General features: G+C 26.9%; 14 protein-coding genes and 1 pseudogene. 5 read left to right on the forward strand and 10 right to left on the reverse strand.

The genetic code is table 4. From position 1 onward, the window contains the following. Positions 1–279: 279 nt before the first annotated feature. The 7 genes from budA to rnmV form a co-directional block, all read right to left on the reverse strand. Positions 280–1,005 carry an acetolactate decarboxylase gene (budA, locus tag D9R21_RS01225; protein ID WP_126820755.1) on the reverse strand — a complete coding sequence of 242 codons (726 nt, stop codon included), beginning with the start codon at positions 1,003–1,005 and terminating at the stop codon, positions 280–282. Between the two features lie 105 nt (positions 1,006–1,110). Continuing rightward, positions 1,111–2,001 (reverse strand): class II fructose-1,6-bisphosphate aldolase, encoded by an 891-nt coding sequence (fba, locus tag D9R21_RS01230; RefSeq protein WP_126820756.1) that lies wholly within the window; start codon positions 1,999–2,001, stop codon positions 1,111–1,113. Positions 2,002–2,327: 326 nt separating this feature from the next. Next, positions 2,328–3,161, reverse strand: a complete 834-nt coding sequence (gene mutM / locus D9R21_RS01235) for a DNA-formamidopyrimidine glycosylase (protein WP_126820757.1) — start codon at positions 3,159–3,161, stop codon at positions 2,328–2,330. Between the two features lie 104 nt (positions 3,162–3,265). Further along, positions 3,266–5,875: a DNA polymerase I gene (gene polA, locus D9R21_RS01240; RefSeq protein ID WP_126820758.1), complete on the reverse strand. Its 2,610-nt coding sequence runs from the start codon at positions 5,873–5,875 to the stop codon at positions 3,266–3,268. A 67-nt stretch (positions 5,876–5,942) separates the two neighbouring features. Continuing rightward, on the reverse strand, positions 5,943–6,689 hold the full coding sequence (locus tag D9R21_RS01245) for a GHMP family kinase ATP-binding protein (RefSeq protein WP_126820759.1): 747 nt from the start codon (positions 6,687–6,689) through the stop codon (positions 5,943–5,945). A 2-nt stretch (positions 6,690–6,691) separates the two neighbouring features. After that, on the reverse strand, positions 6,692–7,540 hold the full coding sequence (gene rsmA, locus D9R21_RS01250; RefSeq protein WP_126820760.1) for a 16S rRNA (adenine(1518)-N(6)/adenine(1519)-N(6))-dimethyltransferase RsmA: 849 nt from the start codon (positions 7,538–7,540) through the stop codon (positions 6,692–6,694). Continuing rightward, a complete protein-coding gene (gene rnmV, locus D9R21_RS01255) occupies positions 7,540–8,058 on the reverse strand; it encodes a ribonuclease M5 (RefSeq protein ID WP_126820761.1) in 519 nt (172 codons plus the stop codon). Before rnmV ends, rsmA begins: the two co-directional genes overlap by 1 nt. Positions 8,059–8,186: 128 nt before the next feature. Here rnmV and mreB (D9R21_RS01260) point away from each other — a divergent pair, with 128 nt between their 5' ends. The 5 genes from mreB (D9R21_RS01260) to mreB (D9R21_RS01280) all read left to right on the forward strand — a co-directional run bounded on the left by mreB (D9R21_RS01260) (position 8,187) and on the right by mreB (D9R21_RS01280) (position 13,694). Further along, complete coding sequence (gene mreB / locus D9R21_RS01260) at positions 8,187–9,236, forward strand: rod shape-determining protein (protein WP_126820762.1); 1,050 nt, start codon at positions 8,187–8,189, stop codon at positions 9,234–9,236. A 259-nt stretch (positions 9,237–9,495) separates the two neighbouring features. Beyond that, complete coding sequence (locus D9R21_RS01265) at positions 9,496–10,554, forward strand: rod shape-determining protein (RefSeq protein WP_126820763.1); 1,059 nt, start codon at positions 9,496–9,498, stop codon at positions 10,552–10,554. Positions 10,555–10,632: 78 nt separating this feature from the next. Further along, a complete protein-coding gene (locus D9R21_RS01270; protein ID WP_126820764.1) occupies positions 10,633–11,367 on the forward strand; it encodes a hypothetical protein in 735 nt (244 codons plus the stop codon). Between the two features lie 171 nt (positions 11,368–11,538). Further along, positions 11,539–12,582, forward strand: coding sequence for a rod shape-determining protein (gene mreB / locus D9R21_RS01275; protein ID WP_126820765.1), 1,044 nt, complete (start codon positions 11,539–11,541; stop codon positions 12,580–12,582). Between the two features lie 53 nt (positions 12,583–12,635). Then, positions 12,636–13,694 (forward strand): rod shape-determining protein, encoded by a 1,059-nt coding sequence (mreB, locus tag D9R21_RS01280; RefSeq protein WP_126820766.1) that lies wholly within the window; start codon positions 12,636–12,638, stop codon positions 13,692–13,694. Positions 13,695–13,764: 70 nt separating this feature from the next. Here mreB (D9R21_RS01280) and D9R21_RS01285 read toward each other — a convergent pair whose 3' ends face one another. The 3 genes and pseudogenes from D9R21_RS01285 to D9R21_RS01295 all read right to left on the reverse strand — a co-directional run. Beyond that, a complete protein-coding gene (locus D9R21_RS01285) occupies positions 13,765–14,535 on the reverse strand; it encodes a TatD family hydrolase (RefSeq protein ID WP_126820767.1) in 771 nt (256 codons plus the stop codon). A gap of 9 nt (positions 14,536–14,544) precedes the next feature. Next, positions 14,545–15,894: a tRNA uridine-5-carboxymethylaminomethyl(34) synthesis GTPase MnmE gene (mnmE, locus tag D9R21_RS01290; protein ID WP_126820768.1), complete on the reverse strand. Its 1,350-nt coding sequence runs from the start codon at positions 15,892–15,894 to the stop codon at positions 14,545–14,547. A gap of 143 nt (positions 15,895–16,037) precedes the next feature. Next, positions 16,038–18,516 (reverse strand): annotated as a pseudogene (locus D9R21_RS01295) (Mbov_0399 family ICE element protein); the annotation flags it as partial. Positions 18,517–18,696: the final 180 nt, after the last annotated feature.

An 18,696-nucleotide genomic window follows, 5' to 3' on the forward strand; every position in this document is an offset into this window, starting at 1 on the left:
TCAGAAAAAACCTATTTTATTAAGTGTAAAAGATACTATCTAACGATTAATCCAATAAATATAAGTATTTTTACAAAATAAAAAGCACTTTATTTTTTTTCAATAAAGTGCTACATTTGCATTTACAATTTACATATTTAAAAATTTAATTTCATAGTTTTTACTTTACATATTAATTTTATAATATAAATCCTTAAATTATAAATTTATTTTAAAAATATAAATTTAAATAAAAAATCTTAAAGTTCTTAATTAAGAACTTTAAGATTTAAGATAATTTTATTTTTTTGCATTTTCTGCTAATTCAATTTCCTTTTGTAATTCAAAAGCCATTAAATTTGTTTCTAAATATTCTTTATTTGTGGGTAATTCTAAGTTAATTTTTGAAAAATAGCATATTTCAATAGTACCTGAATCTAATTGAAAATCAAAAACATTACCTCCAGTATTTTTTTCAGTATTAATAAAATGGCAATGAAAACCATTAACTCCCAATGTATTGGCAAAAGATGGAGTTCAAAAACCAACAATATCACCATTAATATTTTTAGCATTAAGAATTCCTTGTTGTTCTGATGCTTTTAATAAAGTTGGATATGGTTTTTCTTGCCATGAAACAGTTCTTGTTTTTATTTCCGAAAATAAACCATTAATTTTAATCCCATAAAATAAATTTAAACTTGGTAAATTATCTACAATAATTTGTTGAATTTCTTCATAACTAGTTAGTTGTGAAATATTAATTTTTTGATGTTCTTCAAAAAATGCCATAACAGCAAATGGACTTGTCATACTTGCCGTAACTTCATTAACTGTTCCATCTGATTTTAATTGATACCCTACACCATCTAGCACAATTAATTCACCATCTAAATGGTCAAAAGTTCCTAATCCAAAATTACCTTGCTTTAATAACATCCCAAGCTTAATCATACCTTCAAAATTACCAGCAGCTAAACTTGTTATTGTTGAAAATTGATAAAAATTACTAAATTTTTGAATCATAACTAATAAAACTCCTTTTTCTAATAAACTTTTTGTTGAAATTGTTTATTAACATTATTTAAACATAAAGTTAAAGAAAAAAACATTTCATTCTTGAAATTTTTTTTATGCTTTACCTTTGCATCCAAACCATGATGTTAATTCATCAAATGTTGCTTTAATTGCTTCATATCCAGGTTTTAATAATTTTCGTGGGTCAAACCCTTTCCCATTTCCTGGTTTATCTTTTCCCTCTTCAATATATTTTCTTGTTGCAGCAGCAAATGCAATTTGTAATTCAGTATTAACATTTATTTTACTAATTCCTAATGAAATTGCTTTTTTAACTTGTTCTTGCGGAATTCCACTACCACCATGTAAAACCATTCCAATTTTTGCAGCAGCTTTAATATCTTCTAAAGCTTGAAAATTTAAACCTGGTCATCCAGTTGGATAAGGACCATGAATATTTCCAATTCCTGCAGCAAGAAAATCAATTCCTGTTGCTACCATTTCCGAAGCTTCTTTTGGATCACCAATTTCACCAGCACCAACTACACCATCTTCTTCTCCACCAATTGTACCAATTTCAGCTTCAACTGATACACCATTTGTTTTTGCATATGCTACTACTTCTTTTGTATTTTTTAGATTTTCAGCAAATGGGTGGTGGCTACCATCATACATCACTGAGGAAAAACCAGCATCAATTGCCATTTTACAACTTTCTACTGATTGACCATGATCTAAATGTAATGCTACTAGAACAGTAATGTCTAATGAGTCTAATAACGCATTAACCATCGCAACAACTAAATTATAACCTCCCATATATTTAATCGCTCCCTCTGAAGCTCCTAAAATAATTGGTGTTTTTGTTGCTTGCGCAGCTTCTAATAAAGCTTTTGTTCACTCTAGGTTGTTAATATTAAAATGACCAACAGCATATTTATTTTGATGTGCTTTTTTAATTATTTCACTAGCATTAACTAATCTAGCATGATATTTTTGTCCCATAATTCTTTTCCCTTCTAATATAAAATATTACGATAATATTATAAACTTTTTATTTTAAAAAATAATATAAAACAAAGGAATTTATTAATATTTACCTAATTTACCAAAATTTACCAAAAAAAGAAAAAAAATATAATTTTTAGAATTCTTATCCTCTTTTTTAAAAATCCCGTGTTATAAATAAAGTGCTATATGGCAACATATAGTAAACAAACAGAGCTTATCATTACCTGATGGATGAGCCTCCTAAAAGGTAATACCCAAAGATAGGTATCGGTTAGTAAATAGTTTTTTCTAAAGGGCATTTCTAAACAAGGAATGCCTTTTTATTTTAATTTTTGACAATAATTACAAAAATAAGTTCCTCGTCCATTGACAAAAATTTTATCAATTAATTTATGGCAATTAACACATTCCATTTTATTACGCCCATGTACTTTTAATTGTTGTAAAAATTTACCATCCATTCCTGGTTCAGGATGATAAGTTGCAATGGTTGTTCCTCCTTCATCAATTGCTTTTTGTAAAACTAATTTTGTATTGTCAATAATATTTTGATAATCTTGATCAACTAAATTTTTTGTTCTTTCACCAGGATGAATTTTAGAAGCAAATAAAATTTCATTGGCATAAATATTCCCAATTCCAACAATAACATTTTGTTCCAATAATGTTGTTTTAATCGGCTGTGATTTATTTTGCCAAGCATTTTTTAAATATGAAACTGTAATTTTTTCATCAAATGGTTCATATCCTAACTTATTCAATGGTGCTTGTTGTAAATAATCATTTTTATTATATAAATGCATTGTCCCAAATTTTCTTGTATCATGATAACGTAATTGAAATTGATGATCAAGTTCAAATAAAACCATAATATGTTGTCATTCACCAGGTTCATCTTTTAGTGTAAAATAATATTTGCCTTCCATACGTAAATGACTAATTAAAACATAATCATCCAATATAAATAGTAAATGTTTCCCCATTCGATCAATTCGATTAATTTTTTGTTTAACAATTTTTTTTATAAATTCCTTTGAATCAAGAGGATATTTTATTATTTTATTTCAAAAAATTTGACAATCAGTAATTGTTTTTCCAACAACATGTTTTGTTAAAATACGACGGACCGTTTCAACTTCTGGTAATTCTGGCATATTGTTCCTTCTTTCTTAATTAATAATTTAATTTTATTTTTATATCTAATAAAAATCAAGATGCTAATAAGTAATTAAAATTATAAAAATGATATGATTTAATCTTATTTTAAATCATATCAACTTAAACCAGTTTTCATATCAACTATTAACTTTACATCTAATTTAGTAGAATCTTCCATCAATGTTTTAACAATTTTTTGCACTTGAATTAATTCAACTTGCGGAATTTCAAAAATTAATTCATCATGAATTTGTGCAATAATTTTTGCTTTTAAATTTAATTTTAAAAATTCTTGGTCAATATTTTTTAAAGCAATTTTAATAATATCCGCTGCACTACCTTGAATTGGCATATTCATTGCAATCCGCTTTCCAAATTCACGTTGCATATAATTACGGTCATTAATTTCTGGGACATAACGTTTCCGATTAAAAATTGTTGTAACATAACCTTTTTGTTTACAAAACTCAACTTGTTGATCAATAAAAGCCTTAATTGTTGGAAATTGTTGATAATAATTATTAATTATTGCTTTTGCTTTTGCAACAGAAATATTTAAATCAGTTGCTAAACCAAAATCACTAATTCCATAAATAATCCCAAAATTAACAGCTTTCGCACTACGACGAATATTTGGTGTAATTTCATTTTTTGATAAATTAAAAATTTTCATTGCAGTATTAGTATGAATATCTTCATTCTTATTAAAAGCAGCAATTAAATCTTGGTCTTTTGAAATATGTGCTAAAATTCGTAATTCAATTTGTGAATAATCACAAGATAATAAAACATTATTTGGCGATGAAACAACAAAAATTTTTCGTACCTCTTTTTGAACATTATCACGAATACTAATATTTTGCATATTAGGTTCCACAGATGAAAGCCGACCAGTATTTGTTAAGGTTTGTTTATAAATTGTATGAACTTTCCCATCAGCAAAAATATATTTTTCCATCCCCTTTAAATAAGTTGAATATAATTTTTGATACTTTCGATAATCTAATATCTTTGGAATAATCACATGGTTATTTTTTATTTCTTCTAATGTTTCTTGTGCTGTTGACCCTTTTTTCCGATCAGGTAATGAAAGATCTTGAAATAATAATTCTGAAATTTGTTTTGGTGAATTAGGATTAATTTCTTTTTGTGCAATATCATTAATTTCATTATTTAATTCTTGCACAATTTTTTCAATTCGTAAGGTTTGTGTTGTTAATTCATGTTGGTTAACTTTAACACCATTAATTTCCATTCGTGCTAATGCAAAAGCGGTTGGTAACTCAATCTTATAATATAAATCATATTGCTGATTAGCTTTTAATAACTCAATAATTTTTGGTCTTAATTTATGAATGTACGATGCTTTTTCACCAATAAAATGACTTAATTTAATTACATCAGCAGGAATTTGTTTTTTAACCCCTTTGCCATAAAATAATTCATCAGTCAAAATTTGTTTTTTTTCAAATAAATTAATATAAGTATCTAAACTATTTTTTGCATTTGAATTATAAACATAACCAGCTAGCATCATATCATATTCAATATTTTGAACAAAAATATTATCACGAGCTAAAGCAACAATTAAACTCTTTGCATGATAAGTTAACTTTTGATATTTAGTATCATTTAAAAATTGATGTCATAGTTTATCATGCTTTGCATTGATATAATCAAAATAAAAAACACCTTTCGAATTAACAATTCCAAACCCAATAATTTCTGCAGTATGATAATTTTCATCTAATAATTCTAAATAAACAGTAGTGTTATTTTCATTAAATTCGGAACATCATTCTTCAATAATTTTTACTGTTATATTTGAGTTTTCGGTACTATTATCTTGATTATTAAACAACTTTGTTACAAATGAATTCATATTATATTTTAAATAAAATTGCATTAATTTTTCTTGATTTGGTGAAAACTGAGTAAAAGTAAAATGTTCTAAATTAATATCACAAAAAATAGTAGCTATCTTTTTGCATAATAATGCACTTTCCTTATGATTTAATAAATTTTGTTGTAATGCACCCTTAATCTGCTCAATATTATCATATAAATTTTCAATTGAATGATATTCCTTAATTAATTTTATTGCTGTTTTTTCACCAACCTTTGGAACACCCTTTAAATTATCGGAAAGATCACCCATTAGCCCTTTTAAATCAGGAACTTGTAATGGTATAATTCCCCATTTTGCTCTTAAAGCTGTTTCATCAATAACATCAGCACTGTCGCCTTGACGTGGCACTAAAATATTTGTTTTATTAGTAATTAATTGATATAAATCTTTATCACTTGAAAAAATATCAACATAAAAATCTTCTTTTTCAGCCAGCACTGCTAAACATCCTAATAAATCATCAGCTTCATATCCTTCTTGCTCTAAATATGGAATTTGATAACTATCTAAAAATTCTTTTACAATTGGAAATTGTACAATTAATTCATTTGGCGTTTTACTCCGACCATCTTTGTAGTCAACTAATAAATCATGACGAAAATTCTTTTTTCCTTTATCAAAAGCAACAATAACACTATAGTAGTTATTTGTTTTTAATATTTTATTCAACATATTGGCAAATGCATAAACAGCATTTGTTGGTGTTCCATCCAAACTTTTTAACATCTCGCCATTATACGCTGTGGCATAAAATGCTCTAAAAAGCAAAGAATTTCCATCAATTAACAATACTTTTTTCATTTTACAATCTCCTCATTTATGTTCAATTATAGCCTAATTTAATTTTAAAATATACTTTAAAACTAAATTATCAAGCCAAAAAAGCACCGCCACCACCAGAAAGCATTACATTTGAATATTCTTGCTTTAGTGTAAGATAAAATTTTTTTAACTCTGGATTAATTTTAAAAGCGGGCTGTTGTAACATATTAAAATAAAGATTATTAATTATTTTTTTTGTTTTATAGTATTGATAATTATGGTCAAATTCTTGATAAACCTCTTTTGTGATTGATGATATTTTTGAATCAATAATTTTAAGATTTGGGATTTTATACTTATTAATTTGATGCATTGTTAAATACTTAATTTTATGACCATAACCAGAGATTATTGCTGGTTTTTCTAAATAAAAAAATAAAGCATCGGAACTAAGACTTTGAATTAACTTTTTAATTTTCCAAGAATAATAATTAATATTAAAAAAATGACAAATAAGTTTAATCATTGCAACAGCATTACTAGCAGAATAACCAAGACCAGAACCAATAGTTGTATTTTTAATTAAATTAATATGAACTGGAGTTGATTTAAACTTAGGGAACATAACAACAAATTTATGATATGCTTCCAAAATAGTATTATTATTTGAATCTAGTTCTTTTTTATTACAAGTAAAAATTGTTTGTTTACCTTGATAAGGCAATAAATCAACAAAATCATATTCTTCCTTATAAGGAAAAATAATACTTTTAATATGGTGCATTTTTTTAAATTTATGTTTGTGAAAAACCTCTAAAGTTAAATTAAACTTACCATATGATCTAATTTTCATTTTTATAGTTCTCCCTTAGTTTGTTTAATTTCATTATATAAAAGATAAAAATCATTTAAACTTAAATTTTCTGAACGTAAATTTAATGCATAGTTTAATCTTACCAAAATATCTTCGGCTAAAATTTTATTGTTAATAATAATTGCTAAGTTATTTAAAATTGTTTTTCGCTTTGTTTCAAACATCATTCGAATAAATCTAATAAATTCTTCATCATTTATTAATAAAGGATATTTTTTATTCAATTTAAATTTTAAAACAATACTATCAACTTTTGGTACTGGAACAAAATTATTACGACCAACTAAGGAAACTTTTTCAATGTCACTATAAAATTGACAAACAACAGAAAGACTACTATAGTTTTTTGAATTTGGCTGAGCCATAATTCGTTCACCCACCTCTTTTTGCATCATTAAAATAATTTCTTTTACTTTTGGATTATTTATTTTTAATAATTTAAAAATAATTGGTGAAGTAATATAATAAGGAATATTGGAAATAATACTAATTGGATTATTATCTAAAAATTCTGTTAAAAATAATTTTTCTAAATCAATGGTTAAAATATCTGCCTGGATAACAGTTAAACCCTGATCTTTAAATTTTAATGTTAAATATTCTACTAAAGTTGAATCAATCTCAACACAAACAAGTTTGTTTGCTTTTAATAAAATAGAACTCGTCAAAGCACCCATTCCTGGACCAATTTCTAAAATATTTGTGTTTGGTAAATCAAATGCACTATCAACAATTAAATTAATAAAATGAGGATTTGTTAAAAAGTTTTGTCCCTTACTCTTTTTAGCTATTATTCCTTCGGCACGCATTTCTTGGTTTTGTTTCTTCATTATTTCTCCTTTAAAATATCAATTAAATCTTGTTTTTTAACATTCATATAATTTAGTCATTTAAATGTTGTTTTATTATTGGTTGGCATTAAGTTATAGTACTTAATAATTTTTTCGCGTTTTACTTTTGAATCAACTAAATTAATATAATCACTTCATTGTAGATTATCAACTGGCTGGTTTGAAAAACTAATTAAATTATTAATACTATTTTTAATTGTATCTTCAGATGCCTCAGCAATTCCAACTTTTTTACCCTTGGTTGCATCATTCTTACTTATAAAAGCATGCAGGCAGTTGTTTTCTAAATAATCACTAATAATTTGACGTAATTTTTGCCCAGGATAATCAGGATCAGTAAAAATAATTACTTTATTATTTAAACTAATTTTTTTGATCAATGCTAATTTTTCTTTTGTAATCCCACTACCGCTAGTTTCAATTGTTTTAATATTAGGAAAAATACTTTTTAACTTTGTTGAATCTGTCTTACCTTCAACAATCACAAATACTCCCATTTTAGCCTTCACTCCCCGATAAACACCTTTTTCATTTACTTATCTTGATTTTATAGTATAATTATACTAGACTGTTATATTAAAATAATCATAAATTTTAAATATAGGAGTGGGAGGCAAAAAGAAATATGGCTAATTATAAATTTGGAAAAGACTACTCTTTTTTAGCACTAGACTTAGGGACAACTAACACAGTAGCCTATGTATCAGGTCAGGGAATTGTTTATAACGAACCTTCGATGATGGCATATGACACTTTAAGTAACTCATTAATTACCTTAGGAAATGAAGCATACAAAATGGTTGGAAAAACGCATGATCATATTAGAATGGTAACACCATTAGTAGACGGAGTTATCTCCGATATGGAAGCGGCTCAAGATTTGTTAAAACACATTTTTAGTAGATTAAAATTATCAGGAATTTGAAAAAATTCACTAGTAATATTGGCATGCCCAAGTGGAGTTACCGAATTAGAACGTGGTGCTTTAAAAGCTATTGCAAAAGATATGGGAGCAAGTCACGTTTTAGTAGAAGAAGAAGTTAAACTAGCAGCATTAGGAGCTGGCATTAATATTGGTCTAGCACAAGGAAATTTAGTAATTGATATTGGTGGGGGAACAACAGATATTGCAATTATTTCAGCTGGTGATATTGTAATTTCAAAATCAGTTAAAGTTGCGGGAAAACACTTAGATCAAGAAATTCAAAAATATATTCGTTCTGAATACAATGTGCTAGTCGGAATTAGAACGGCCGAACAAATTAAAAAAGAAATTGGTGCATTAGTTAAAATAATTAATGAAAAACCAGTTCGTGCCTTTGGTCGTGATATTATTACGGGATTACCACGAGAAGTATTAATTAAACCTGAAGAAATTAAAAACGTTTTATTAGCCCCTTTTTCAAGAATTACAGACTTATTAGTAGAAGTATTAGAACAAACACCACCAGAATTAGCTGGTGATGTTATTAGAAATGGTATTACCATCTGTGGAGGAGGAGCTTTAATTCGTGGAATTGTAAAATATTTTGAATCAATTTTCCAATTAAAAGTAAAAGCTGCAAATGATCCATTAATGTGTGTAATTGATGGTGCTAAAACTTATGAAAAAAATTTAGGTGCTGTAATTGAAAGAATTCAATTACTTGATGCAAATGAATACAAAATTTCATAAAAAGTATATTTTTAAAATATACTTTTTTTATTTTTCAAAGAACTAATAACATAAAAAATAACTAAAATTTTTAAAAAAGAAAAAAGAAACTTGAAATTATCATTTTTAATTGCAAATTATACCAGATTTTATATAATAAAGTTACTTGATATTGAATGTTTTATAACAAATAAAGGGTTTAATATTTAAGAAAATTATTATGTTACTATTATTGCTATGTTTTTTAACGAAGCAATAAGCGGAAGGAGACATTTTAAAGATGGCAATATCAGAAGTATTGAAAAATACATTTAACATTTCGCCAAAAGCACCCCGGAAATTCATTGCTATCGATTTAGGAACTACTAATTCGATTGCTTATGTTGCTGGGAGAGGCATTATTTTTAATGAAGCATCAGTAATGGCATATGAAATCGGAACTAAGAAACTAATAGCATTGGGTGATGATGCTAAAAAGTTAATTGGCAAAACACACGATAAAATTGAAATTTACTCACCATTACGTAATGGAGCAGTTACGGATTTAACTATTGCAGAAGAATTTATTCAACAAATAGGGAAAAAAGCAAAAGTAACTGATTTATGAAAAAATGCTATTGTTTTAATTGCATGTCCCAAAAATGTTACAGACTTAGAAAAACAAGCAATAATCAAGATGTGTAAAAATATTGGTGCTGACTTTGTAAAAATTGAGGAAGATTCATTAATGGCTGCATTAGGAGCGAGTGAAAATATTTTTGCACCAAAAGGAACTTTTATTTTAGACATTGGTGGTGGAAAATCAAGTTGTGCTATTATCTCAGCTGGTGGAATTGTTGAAAGTAAATCAATTAAAACTGCTGGGAATTATATTGATGAAGAAATCTTAAAATACATTCGTGCGAAGCATACTATTTTAATTGGTGTTGTTACTGCTGAACAAATTAAAAAACAAATTGGTTCATTATACAAAATAAAAGAAAATAAAAAAATGATTATTTTCGGTCGTGATGTTGTAACAGGAATGCCAAAAGAAGCAGAAATTTTAGATTCAGAAATTAGGAAATTATTAATAAGTATTTTTTCATCAATTACACAATTAATAACCGAAGTTTTAGAAAAAACTCCAGCTGAGTTAGCTGGTGATGCTGTTGCTAATGGAATTTTAGTTACTGGAGGATGTGGTCAAATTGCCGGAATTAAAGAATTTCTATCAGATTATTTTCAAATTCCTGTTCGTGTAGCTAAAAACGCCGAAACATCTGTTATTGATGGATGTATTGCTTATGAGAAAAAAATTAGAACCGACTTAATTGAAGAAAACAAAAAAAATAGATAAGTTAAAAACTACTTATCTATTTTTTTATTATAATTTTTAGAAAAATGATAAAATTATAATAATAAGGGTAAGGCAATAATGAAAAAAGTATTATCATTTTTAACAGCACTAACTTTTATAACTACAGCAATTAATTCAGTTGTAAGTTGTTCAACAATTGATGTACGAATTCGCCAAGCTTTGGCAAATTGAACTTATACATCAAAAACTGATCAACCAATTTTTGGAGCAGTTTTTAATTCTGACAAAACAATTAATGAACCATATTTCTCATATTGATTTATTCAACAAATTTTGACTTCGTCTGGTTACATTAATATTGATAAACCTTGAAATCAATTACTAAATAATAATAGTGGTATTGCCTGGCCTTATCCTAGTTCAACAAATATTGAAGAAATCTATAGTGATTGATTTAATTCAACTATTACCAGCATTGAAGAAGGCAAAATTAATATTTATGATTTAAAAACTTTATTTATTTATATGACGATTTATAATCCAATTATAATTTTATCTGATACACAAATTTTTGAATATAAATATAAGCGTGGGCAATCAGCAATTGAAATTGAATATCGATATAAAACACCAACTGATATTAATACTTATATTACAACATTAGTTAAAAAATATTTAACTTTTTTAAAAGAAACAGTTGAAGTTAAATATTTAAAATTAACTAAATACTTTTTAACAATTGATGAGGCAAAGCAATGAATTGAAAATTTAGTTAATAGTTTAATTAGAATTTTAACAATTATGTCACCCACTTTTGTAATTCCTTTAAGCATTAATACAAACCGATACTAAACTTAATTATGGAATAATTTTTAGGAAAGATTATGATTTATGTTATAATATTTTTGTATTGTATTCTCTATCTGAAAATAAATATAGGGACTTGCAATTCATTTTATTGATTAATCACAAATATATTAATCTAAATAATTAATTTAACAATAAACAGGAGGACAAAATTACATGGCTTTATTTAATAGTGCAAAAAAACCGGCTTTCGTTTCTATGGATTTAGGAACTGCTAATACATTAGTATATGTTTCAGGTTCAGGAATCGTTTACAATGAGCCTTCAATTGTTGCTTACAGAATTAAAGAAAACAGAATTATTGCTGTAGGAGCCGAAGCTTACAAAATGATCGGAAAAGGAAATAAGTCAATTCGTATTGTTAGACCAATGGTTGACGGAGTTATTACAGATATTCGTGCAACAGAAGCACAATTAAGATATATCTTTACAAAACTACGTATTACAAAACAATTAAAACATTCAATTATGTTATTGGCTTGTCCATCAGTAATTACTGAATTAGAAAAAGCTGCTTTGAAAAAAATTGCTATGAACTTAGGAGCATCAAAAGTTTTTATAGAAGAAGAAGTTAAAATGGCTGCATTGGGTGGGGGGGTTGATATTTACAAACCTGCTGGAAACCTGGTGATTGATATGGGAGGAGGAACAACAGATATTGCTGTTATGGCCTCAGGAGATATCGTATTATCAAAATCAGTTAAAGTTGCTGGAAATTACTTAAATGATGAAGCACAAAAATTCATTCGTTCACAATATGGTCTAGAAATTGGATCAAAAACTGCTGAACAAATTAAAATCGAAATTGGGTCATTATCAAAATACCCTGACGAAAGAAGAATGAAAGTTTATGGACGTGATGTTGTTTCAGGATTACCAAGAGAAATTGAAGTAACACCTGAAGAAATCAGAGAAGTATTAAAAGTACCAGTGTCAAGAATTATTGACCTAACAGTTCAAGTGTTAGAAGAAACACCACCAGAATTAGCTGGTGATATCTTCAGAAATGGAATTACAATCTGTGGAGGAGGAGCTTTAATCAAAGGGATTGATCGTTACTTTACAGATACATTACAATTACCATCAAAAATTGGAGAACAACCATTATTAGCTGTTATTAATGGAACTAAAAAATTTGAATCAGACATCTTTGATATCTTAAGATTAGAATTAATGCATGTAAAAGAATTAAATTACTAGAATAATCATTAATTTATTATAATAGTTATTAAATTGTTAAGGAGGACAAAAACGTGAGACCAGAAACTAGACCATTTATTTCTCTTGACTTAGGAACTGCTAATGTTTTAGCATATGTTTCAGGACAGGGTGTAATCTACAATGAACCATCATTAATGGCTTATAACAATAAAACTAATAGTTTAATTGCTTTAGGGAAAGCCGCCTATGATATGGTAGGAAAAACACACGGGGATATTAGAATGGTAACACCATTAGTAGATGGAGTTATCGCAGACATGGAAGCTGCACAAGATTTATTAAAACACATCTTTTCAAGAATGAAAATGATGAACATTTGAAAAAATGCTATTGTATTATTAGCATGTCCAAGTGGAGTTACTGAACTTGAAAGAGAAGCATTAAAAAATGTTGCTAAAGAAATGGGCGCTGAATTAGTTATCATTGAAGAAGAGGCTAAAATGGCCGCTTTAGGAGCAGGAATTAATATTGAATTACCTAAAGGTCATTTAATCATTGATATTGGTGGAGGAACAGCTGATTTAGCTATTATTTCATCAGGTGATATCGTTGTTTCAAAATCAATTAAAGTTGCCGGAAATCATTTTGATGATGATATTCGTAAATACATTCGTTCAGAATATAACATTGCAATTGGGCAAAAAACAGCTGAAGATGTTAAAAAATTCATTGGTTCATTAGTTAAATACCATAACGAAAGATCAATGCAAATCTACGGACGTGATATTGTTTCAGGATTACCAAAAGAAGCAAAAATCTCTTCAGAAGAAATTAGAAATGTTTTATTAAATGCATTTTCTAAAATTACAGATTTAGTAATTGAATTATTAGAAAATACACCACCAGAATTAGCTGGTGATATCTTCAGAAATGGAATTACAGTTTGTGGGGGAGGAGCTTTAATTAGAAATATTGATAAATATTTCTTTGATATTTTCCAATTACCAACCAAAATAGCTTCAGATCCATTAAATTGTGTTATAGAAGGAACAAAAATCTTTGAAAAAACAATTAAGAAAAACATCGAAAATGGTTTATATAATTTCCAAGAAAAAGGATTATTATCGTCATTAGGTAAAAAAAGAAAATAAATTGAAGCAAAAAAAATATTAGGTTAATCTAATATTTTTTTATTGTAATTTTTAAATTTAAAATTAAAAATTAATCAAGATTAAATAACTTGCGTGCATTCTTATTAGTAATACGAATCATTTCTTCAACCGGCATATTCTTTAATTCTGCTATTTTTTTAACTGTATACATAATAAATTTAGGATAATTCTTTTTCCCTCGATATGGATCAGGAGTTAAATATGGTGCATCAGTTTCCACTAAAATTTTATTTAATGGTACCATTTTAGCAACTTCCCGTAATTCCTGAGCATTTTTAAAAGTAATATTACCAGCAAACGAAAGATAAAATCCTAAATCTAAAAATTTTTGAGCCATTTGAATTGTCCCATTATAACAATGCATCAAACCTTGTGTTATTTTTTGTTCTTTTAATATTTCATAACAATCTTCATAAGCATCACGGCAATGAATGGCAAGTGGAAGATTATGTTGTTTTGCTAATTCAATTTGTTTAATAAATCAATGCTTTTGTAAATCTGGAGAAACAGTTTTATGAAAATAATCTAAACCAATTTCGCCAACAGCAATTACTTTATCACTATTTAATAATTGATCTAATTTCTCTAAATCTGAAAACCCATATTTAGCAACATCAGTTGGATGAAACCCAATTGTTGCAAAAACATTATCATACTGCATTGCATGGCGAACTGCTGCTTGGCTAGAATCTAAATCATAACCAACATTATTAAGTCAAAACACGCCACTAATTTTAGCATCAGCAATAATAGCTGATGTTTCTTCGTTCTCATATTCATGTGACATTAAATGACAATGTGTGTCAAAAATTCCTTGCATATTTTCCTCCTATTTTCCTAGGCAATACTTACTAAAAATTGTTGTTAATAAGTCTTCTTCATAGTTTTCACCTAGAATATCACCCAATATTTCTCAAGCCTCATGTAAGTCAGCATTAATAATATCAACCGGAAATCCACTCTTACTATTATTATATGCATTTTTTATTGAATTTGCTACCTTCTCTAATAAAGAAATTTGTTTTATATTTGACAAAACTAGTTGATCATCTTTTGTAATCTGGGCTGTTTTATATAAATTTAAAATTTTATCAATAAGAGACTTGATATCTCGGTTTAATGCTGAAATTAAAAGAATATTTTGTTGCAAATTTTCATTTTGTACTTGCATATTAAGTAAATCGCTTTTATTTAAAACTAACAAATATTCTTTATTTTTAATTAGTTTTTTAAGTTCAGGACTTAAATTCATTAAATTAGCATAATTATCAGCAACAATTAAAATTAAATCAGCATTAATAACTTGTTGACGTGCTTTATCAATTCCAATTTGCTCAATTTTATCAACTGTCTCACGTAAGCCAGCTGTATCAATAATATTTAATGTTAATGGTCCTAAATTAATCTTTCCTTCAACAATATCTCTTGTTGTTCCTGGCAAATCAGAAACAATAGCTTTATCTTCGTTCATTAATGCATTTAATAATGATGATTTTCCAACATTTGGCTTTCCTAAAATTAAGACATTAATACTATCATCAATCATTTTTCCAACTTTACTAATTTTAACTAAATCATTAATTTTTTGTTCTAAAATTAATAACCGCTGGTTTAATTCTTGTGTAGTTAAATCACCAACACCATCATATTCAGGATAATCAATATTTACTTCAATATTTGCAATGATATCTAATAATTCATCACGATATGTACTAATTAAATAAGTATTTTTATTTTGCAAATTATTCAAAGCTATTTTTGCACTAGTATCATTTGTCGCATTAACTAAGTTATTAATAGCATCTGTCTGAATTAAATTAAGTTTTCCATTTAAAAACGCTCGTTGTGAAAATTCACCTTTATTTGCTAAACGTGCTCCATTTTTTAGTAATAACTTAATAATATTATTTGTAACTAATACGCCACCATGGCAATTAATTTCAATAATATCTTCTCCAGTAAAAGAATTAGGTTTTTGAAAACAAACCAAAATAACTTGGTCAATAATATCTTTGCCATCTCTTAAATAACCATAGTAAATTTGATTTCCGTGTGGAATAATTTTTTTTGAAAAAACTTTATTAATAATTTTATAACTATCCACTCCAGACATGCGAATAATTGCAATTGCTTGCTTTACCATTGCAGTTGCTGGAGCAATTATTGTATCTTCAATCATTTTATAAAACTCCTCTTTTATTAATTCATTATATTATATCAAACAATAAATTATAAATTCAAGTATAAAATATATAATTTTTTTGACAAATTAAAAGGAAAATATTTTATATTTTCCCTAAATTTAATGTAAATATTACAATATCTAATTCTTTTTTTAAAACGAAAATAAAATCAAACTATTCCAATTATTGGAATAATAATAACTGGTAACAATCATCCTAAATATTTTTTATCTCCTGACGTTGGCATTTCTGGATTTATCGGATCAATTGGATTAGGGTTTTGGTCAATTGGATCAACAAAGTTAGTCGGATCGGTTGGATCAGGATTAGGTTTATTAACATCAATATAATTTTCAAGAACAAATTCGGTTTTTCCTTCAGCTAAATCACTTGCATCATTAGCATATACTATAACAGTTATTTTTTTAGAATTTTCTAAATTATTTAAGAAATCAGAAAATATTTCATCATTAAAATAACCAGGAACATTATTATGATTTTCATCCGTTGGTGGAATATCGTTAATTGAAATTCCATAGTCTTTATTAAAAACTAAATCTGTATAATCAGATTTTTTTAATCCTAAATTAATATATTTTATAATTCAATTTTTCATTTCTTCAATTGAAAAATCACCAAAGTTAAATTTTTGATTATTAAATTTAATTTTTGATAAGTCTTTTACTTTTTCTGGATCATAATTTCGTGAATTCTTAATACTTCCATTAGCTTCACCAATTAATATAGAGGAAAATTGTTTTGTTTTAATTATAATATTAAGATATTTTGGTTCCGTCGCATTATCTAACAATGGTTTTAAAGCATCAACATTACTACTAATATCAATACCCTCTTTTGTTACGACATAATAATCAATACCTAATTTTGCCCCACTTGCTTTTTGGTTAATATAATTTTGAGCATAAGCTAAAACTAAGGAACGAATTTTATTCGTATCAATTTCATTCATTTTAATTGCTGGAAAATTACCAGAAATATCAACAAAATTAGACGGATTTGGATCTGGAGGAATACGCTGTGCAATTATATCCGAAGTATATTCTTTTCAATAACTAAAAACTTGTTCAAAATTTAATTTTTTAATTTTAGTTACATCAAGTTTTTTATAATCAACTAAATAATTTTTTAGATGAATGCCATGAATAGTTGTTCAAAAATCAACTGCAATGTTATTATTACCTAAAAGATCTAAAAAACGGGGGTATTTATCTTGATATTTTGCGCCAATTAATACATATTTTTCATATGCTAAACTATCATTATTTCTTGTAATATAATGCCAAAAGCCTTCTCAAAACCAATACCTATTAACTGAATCCGGTTCTATTTTAGTTAATCGCTCACGTTCTGTTAGATTAGCAGGACTATCTAAATTACTGTTAACTCCTTCTCGCCAAATCTCATTAACTTCTGCTGGATTAAATAATTGCTGAACTCCCATTCCAACAACTGAGCCTTCTGCTAAAAAGCCTAAATCATAATCTTGTGGATTTCTTTTAGGGTCAATAACTTCACCATATTTATTTAAAGGATCTAATGGAAAAGGATATTGAGATTTTTTCTTTACTCATAATATTTGGGTTTTTGTACCAGTTTCTGGATTAACTTCGGGGTCATACTTTGGATTAGGTTTACCATCAATTGATGGTACAATTAAATCATTTTGATTAGGATTTTTAGCTGGATCTCACGCATATCATTTAGGTAATAAAGTTGGTACTAAATTAGAAATTTTATATTTTATTTGATATTTTGCTTTATTTTTTCCATCATCATGACTAACAACAATATCATAAATATTTGTGCCATCTTTGCCTTCCGTAACACGTTGATCTTTCATATTGTAAACAAATTTGTTATTAATAACTTCAACAGGTTGACCATTTACTGTCATTCATTCAGATGAGTCATTAAGTCCATCAAATTGTAAATGCGCAGTTGTATGAAATTCTAATGTCCCACCATAAGTATCACTTACTTTATCAGGCTCTAATTGGATTGGTTTATCAGAAACCATCCCTTGAGTAGAATCATTTGGATTAACAATTTGTCCCGGAAAAAAATTTAATCTAGCACTTAGTGACTTACCTCAATAATTTTCTGATAATTTTATATTAATCGGTGTTTCGAAAGTTCATATTTCTTGATTGCCAGTATTAGAATTTTTAAATTTAAAAACAGTTGTTGCTTTACGTGTACTATTATTAAATGAAAATAGTTGAATATATCGTTCTCATTTTGAATATTCATTTCCTAATACATTTTTTATAGTTGTAGTTAATAATGTTGTTAAATCCTTTCCTTTTCCAGTTAGATCATTTATATTATTTTTATCTTCCAAACTACCTGAATAATCAGATGTTAAATTAATTTCTTTATTTAAAGCATTATTTAAATTATTTTTAACACTTTGTAAAGAAAATGATGAATGGAACGTAATTCCTTTATAATTAATTGAGGCTTCAGCCCCCCCGTATTTCACCAATACCTCCCTTTTGTGTTTGTGCAACTAAAGATAAAAAAACATATATATTGGTTGAATCATGTCACAAATAATAACCAGCATAAGCTGAGTTACTACCAAAATTTGAGTAATGTAGAGTGCACCCCAAAAAGTAAGTATTAGTAAAAAAGGTTTATAAACTTTTATTTATTATATCCTTTTCTTTGCGGCTTGAATATCATTTATTTCATTTTTTAACATCATTAATATATTCGTCATGCGATAAGTAAATATTGTTATGAATTGTTGCTTTTTTTAATAAAGAATGAAAACT

Origin of the sequence: Spiroplasma endosymbiont of Megaselia nigra, assembly GCF_003987485.1 — a bacterium.
Lineage (GTDB): Bacteria > Bacillota_I > Bacilli_A > Mycoplasmatales > Mycoplasmataceae > Spiroplasma.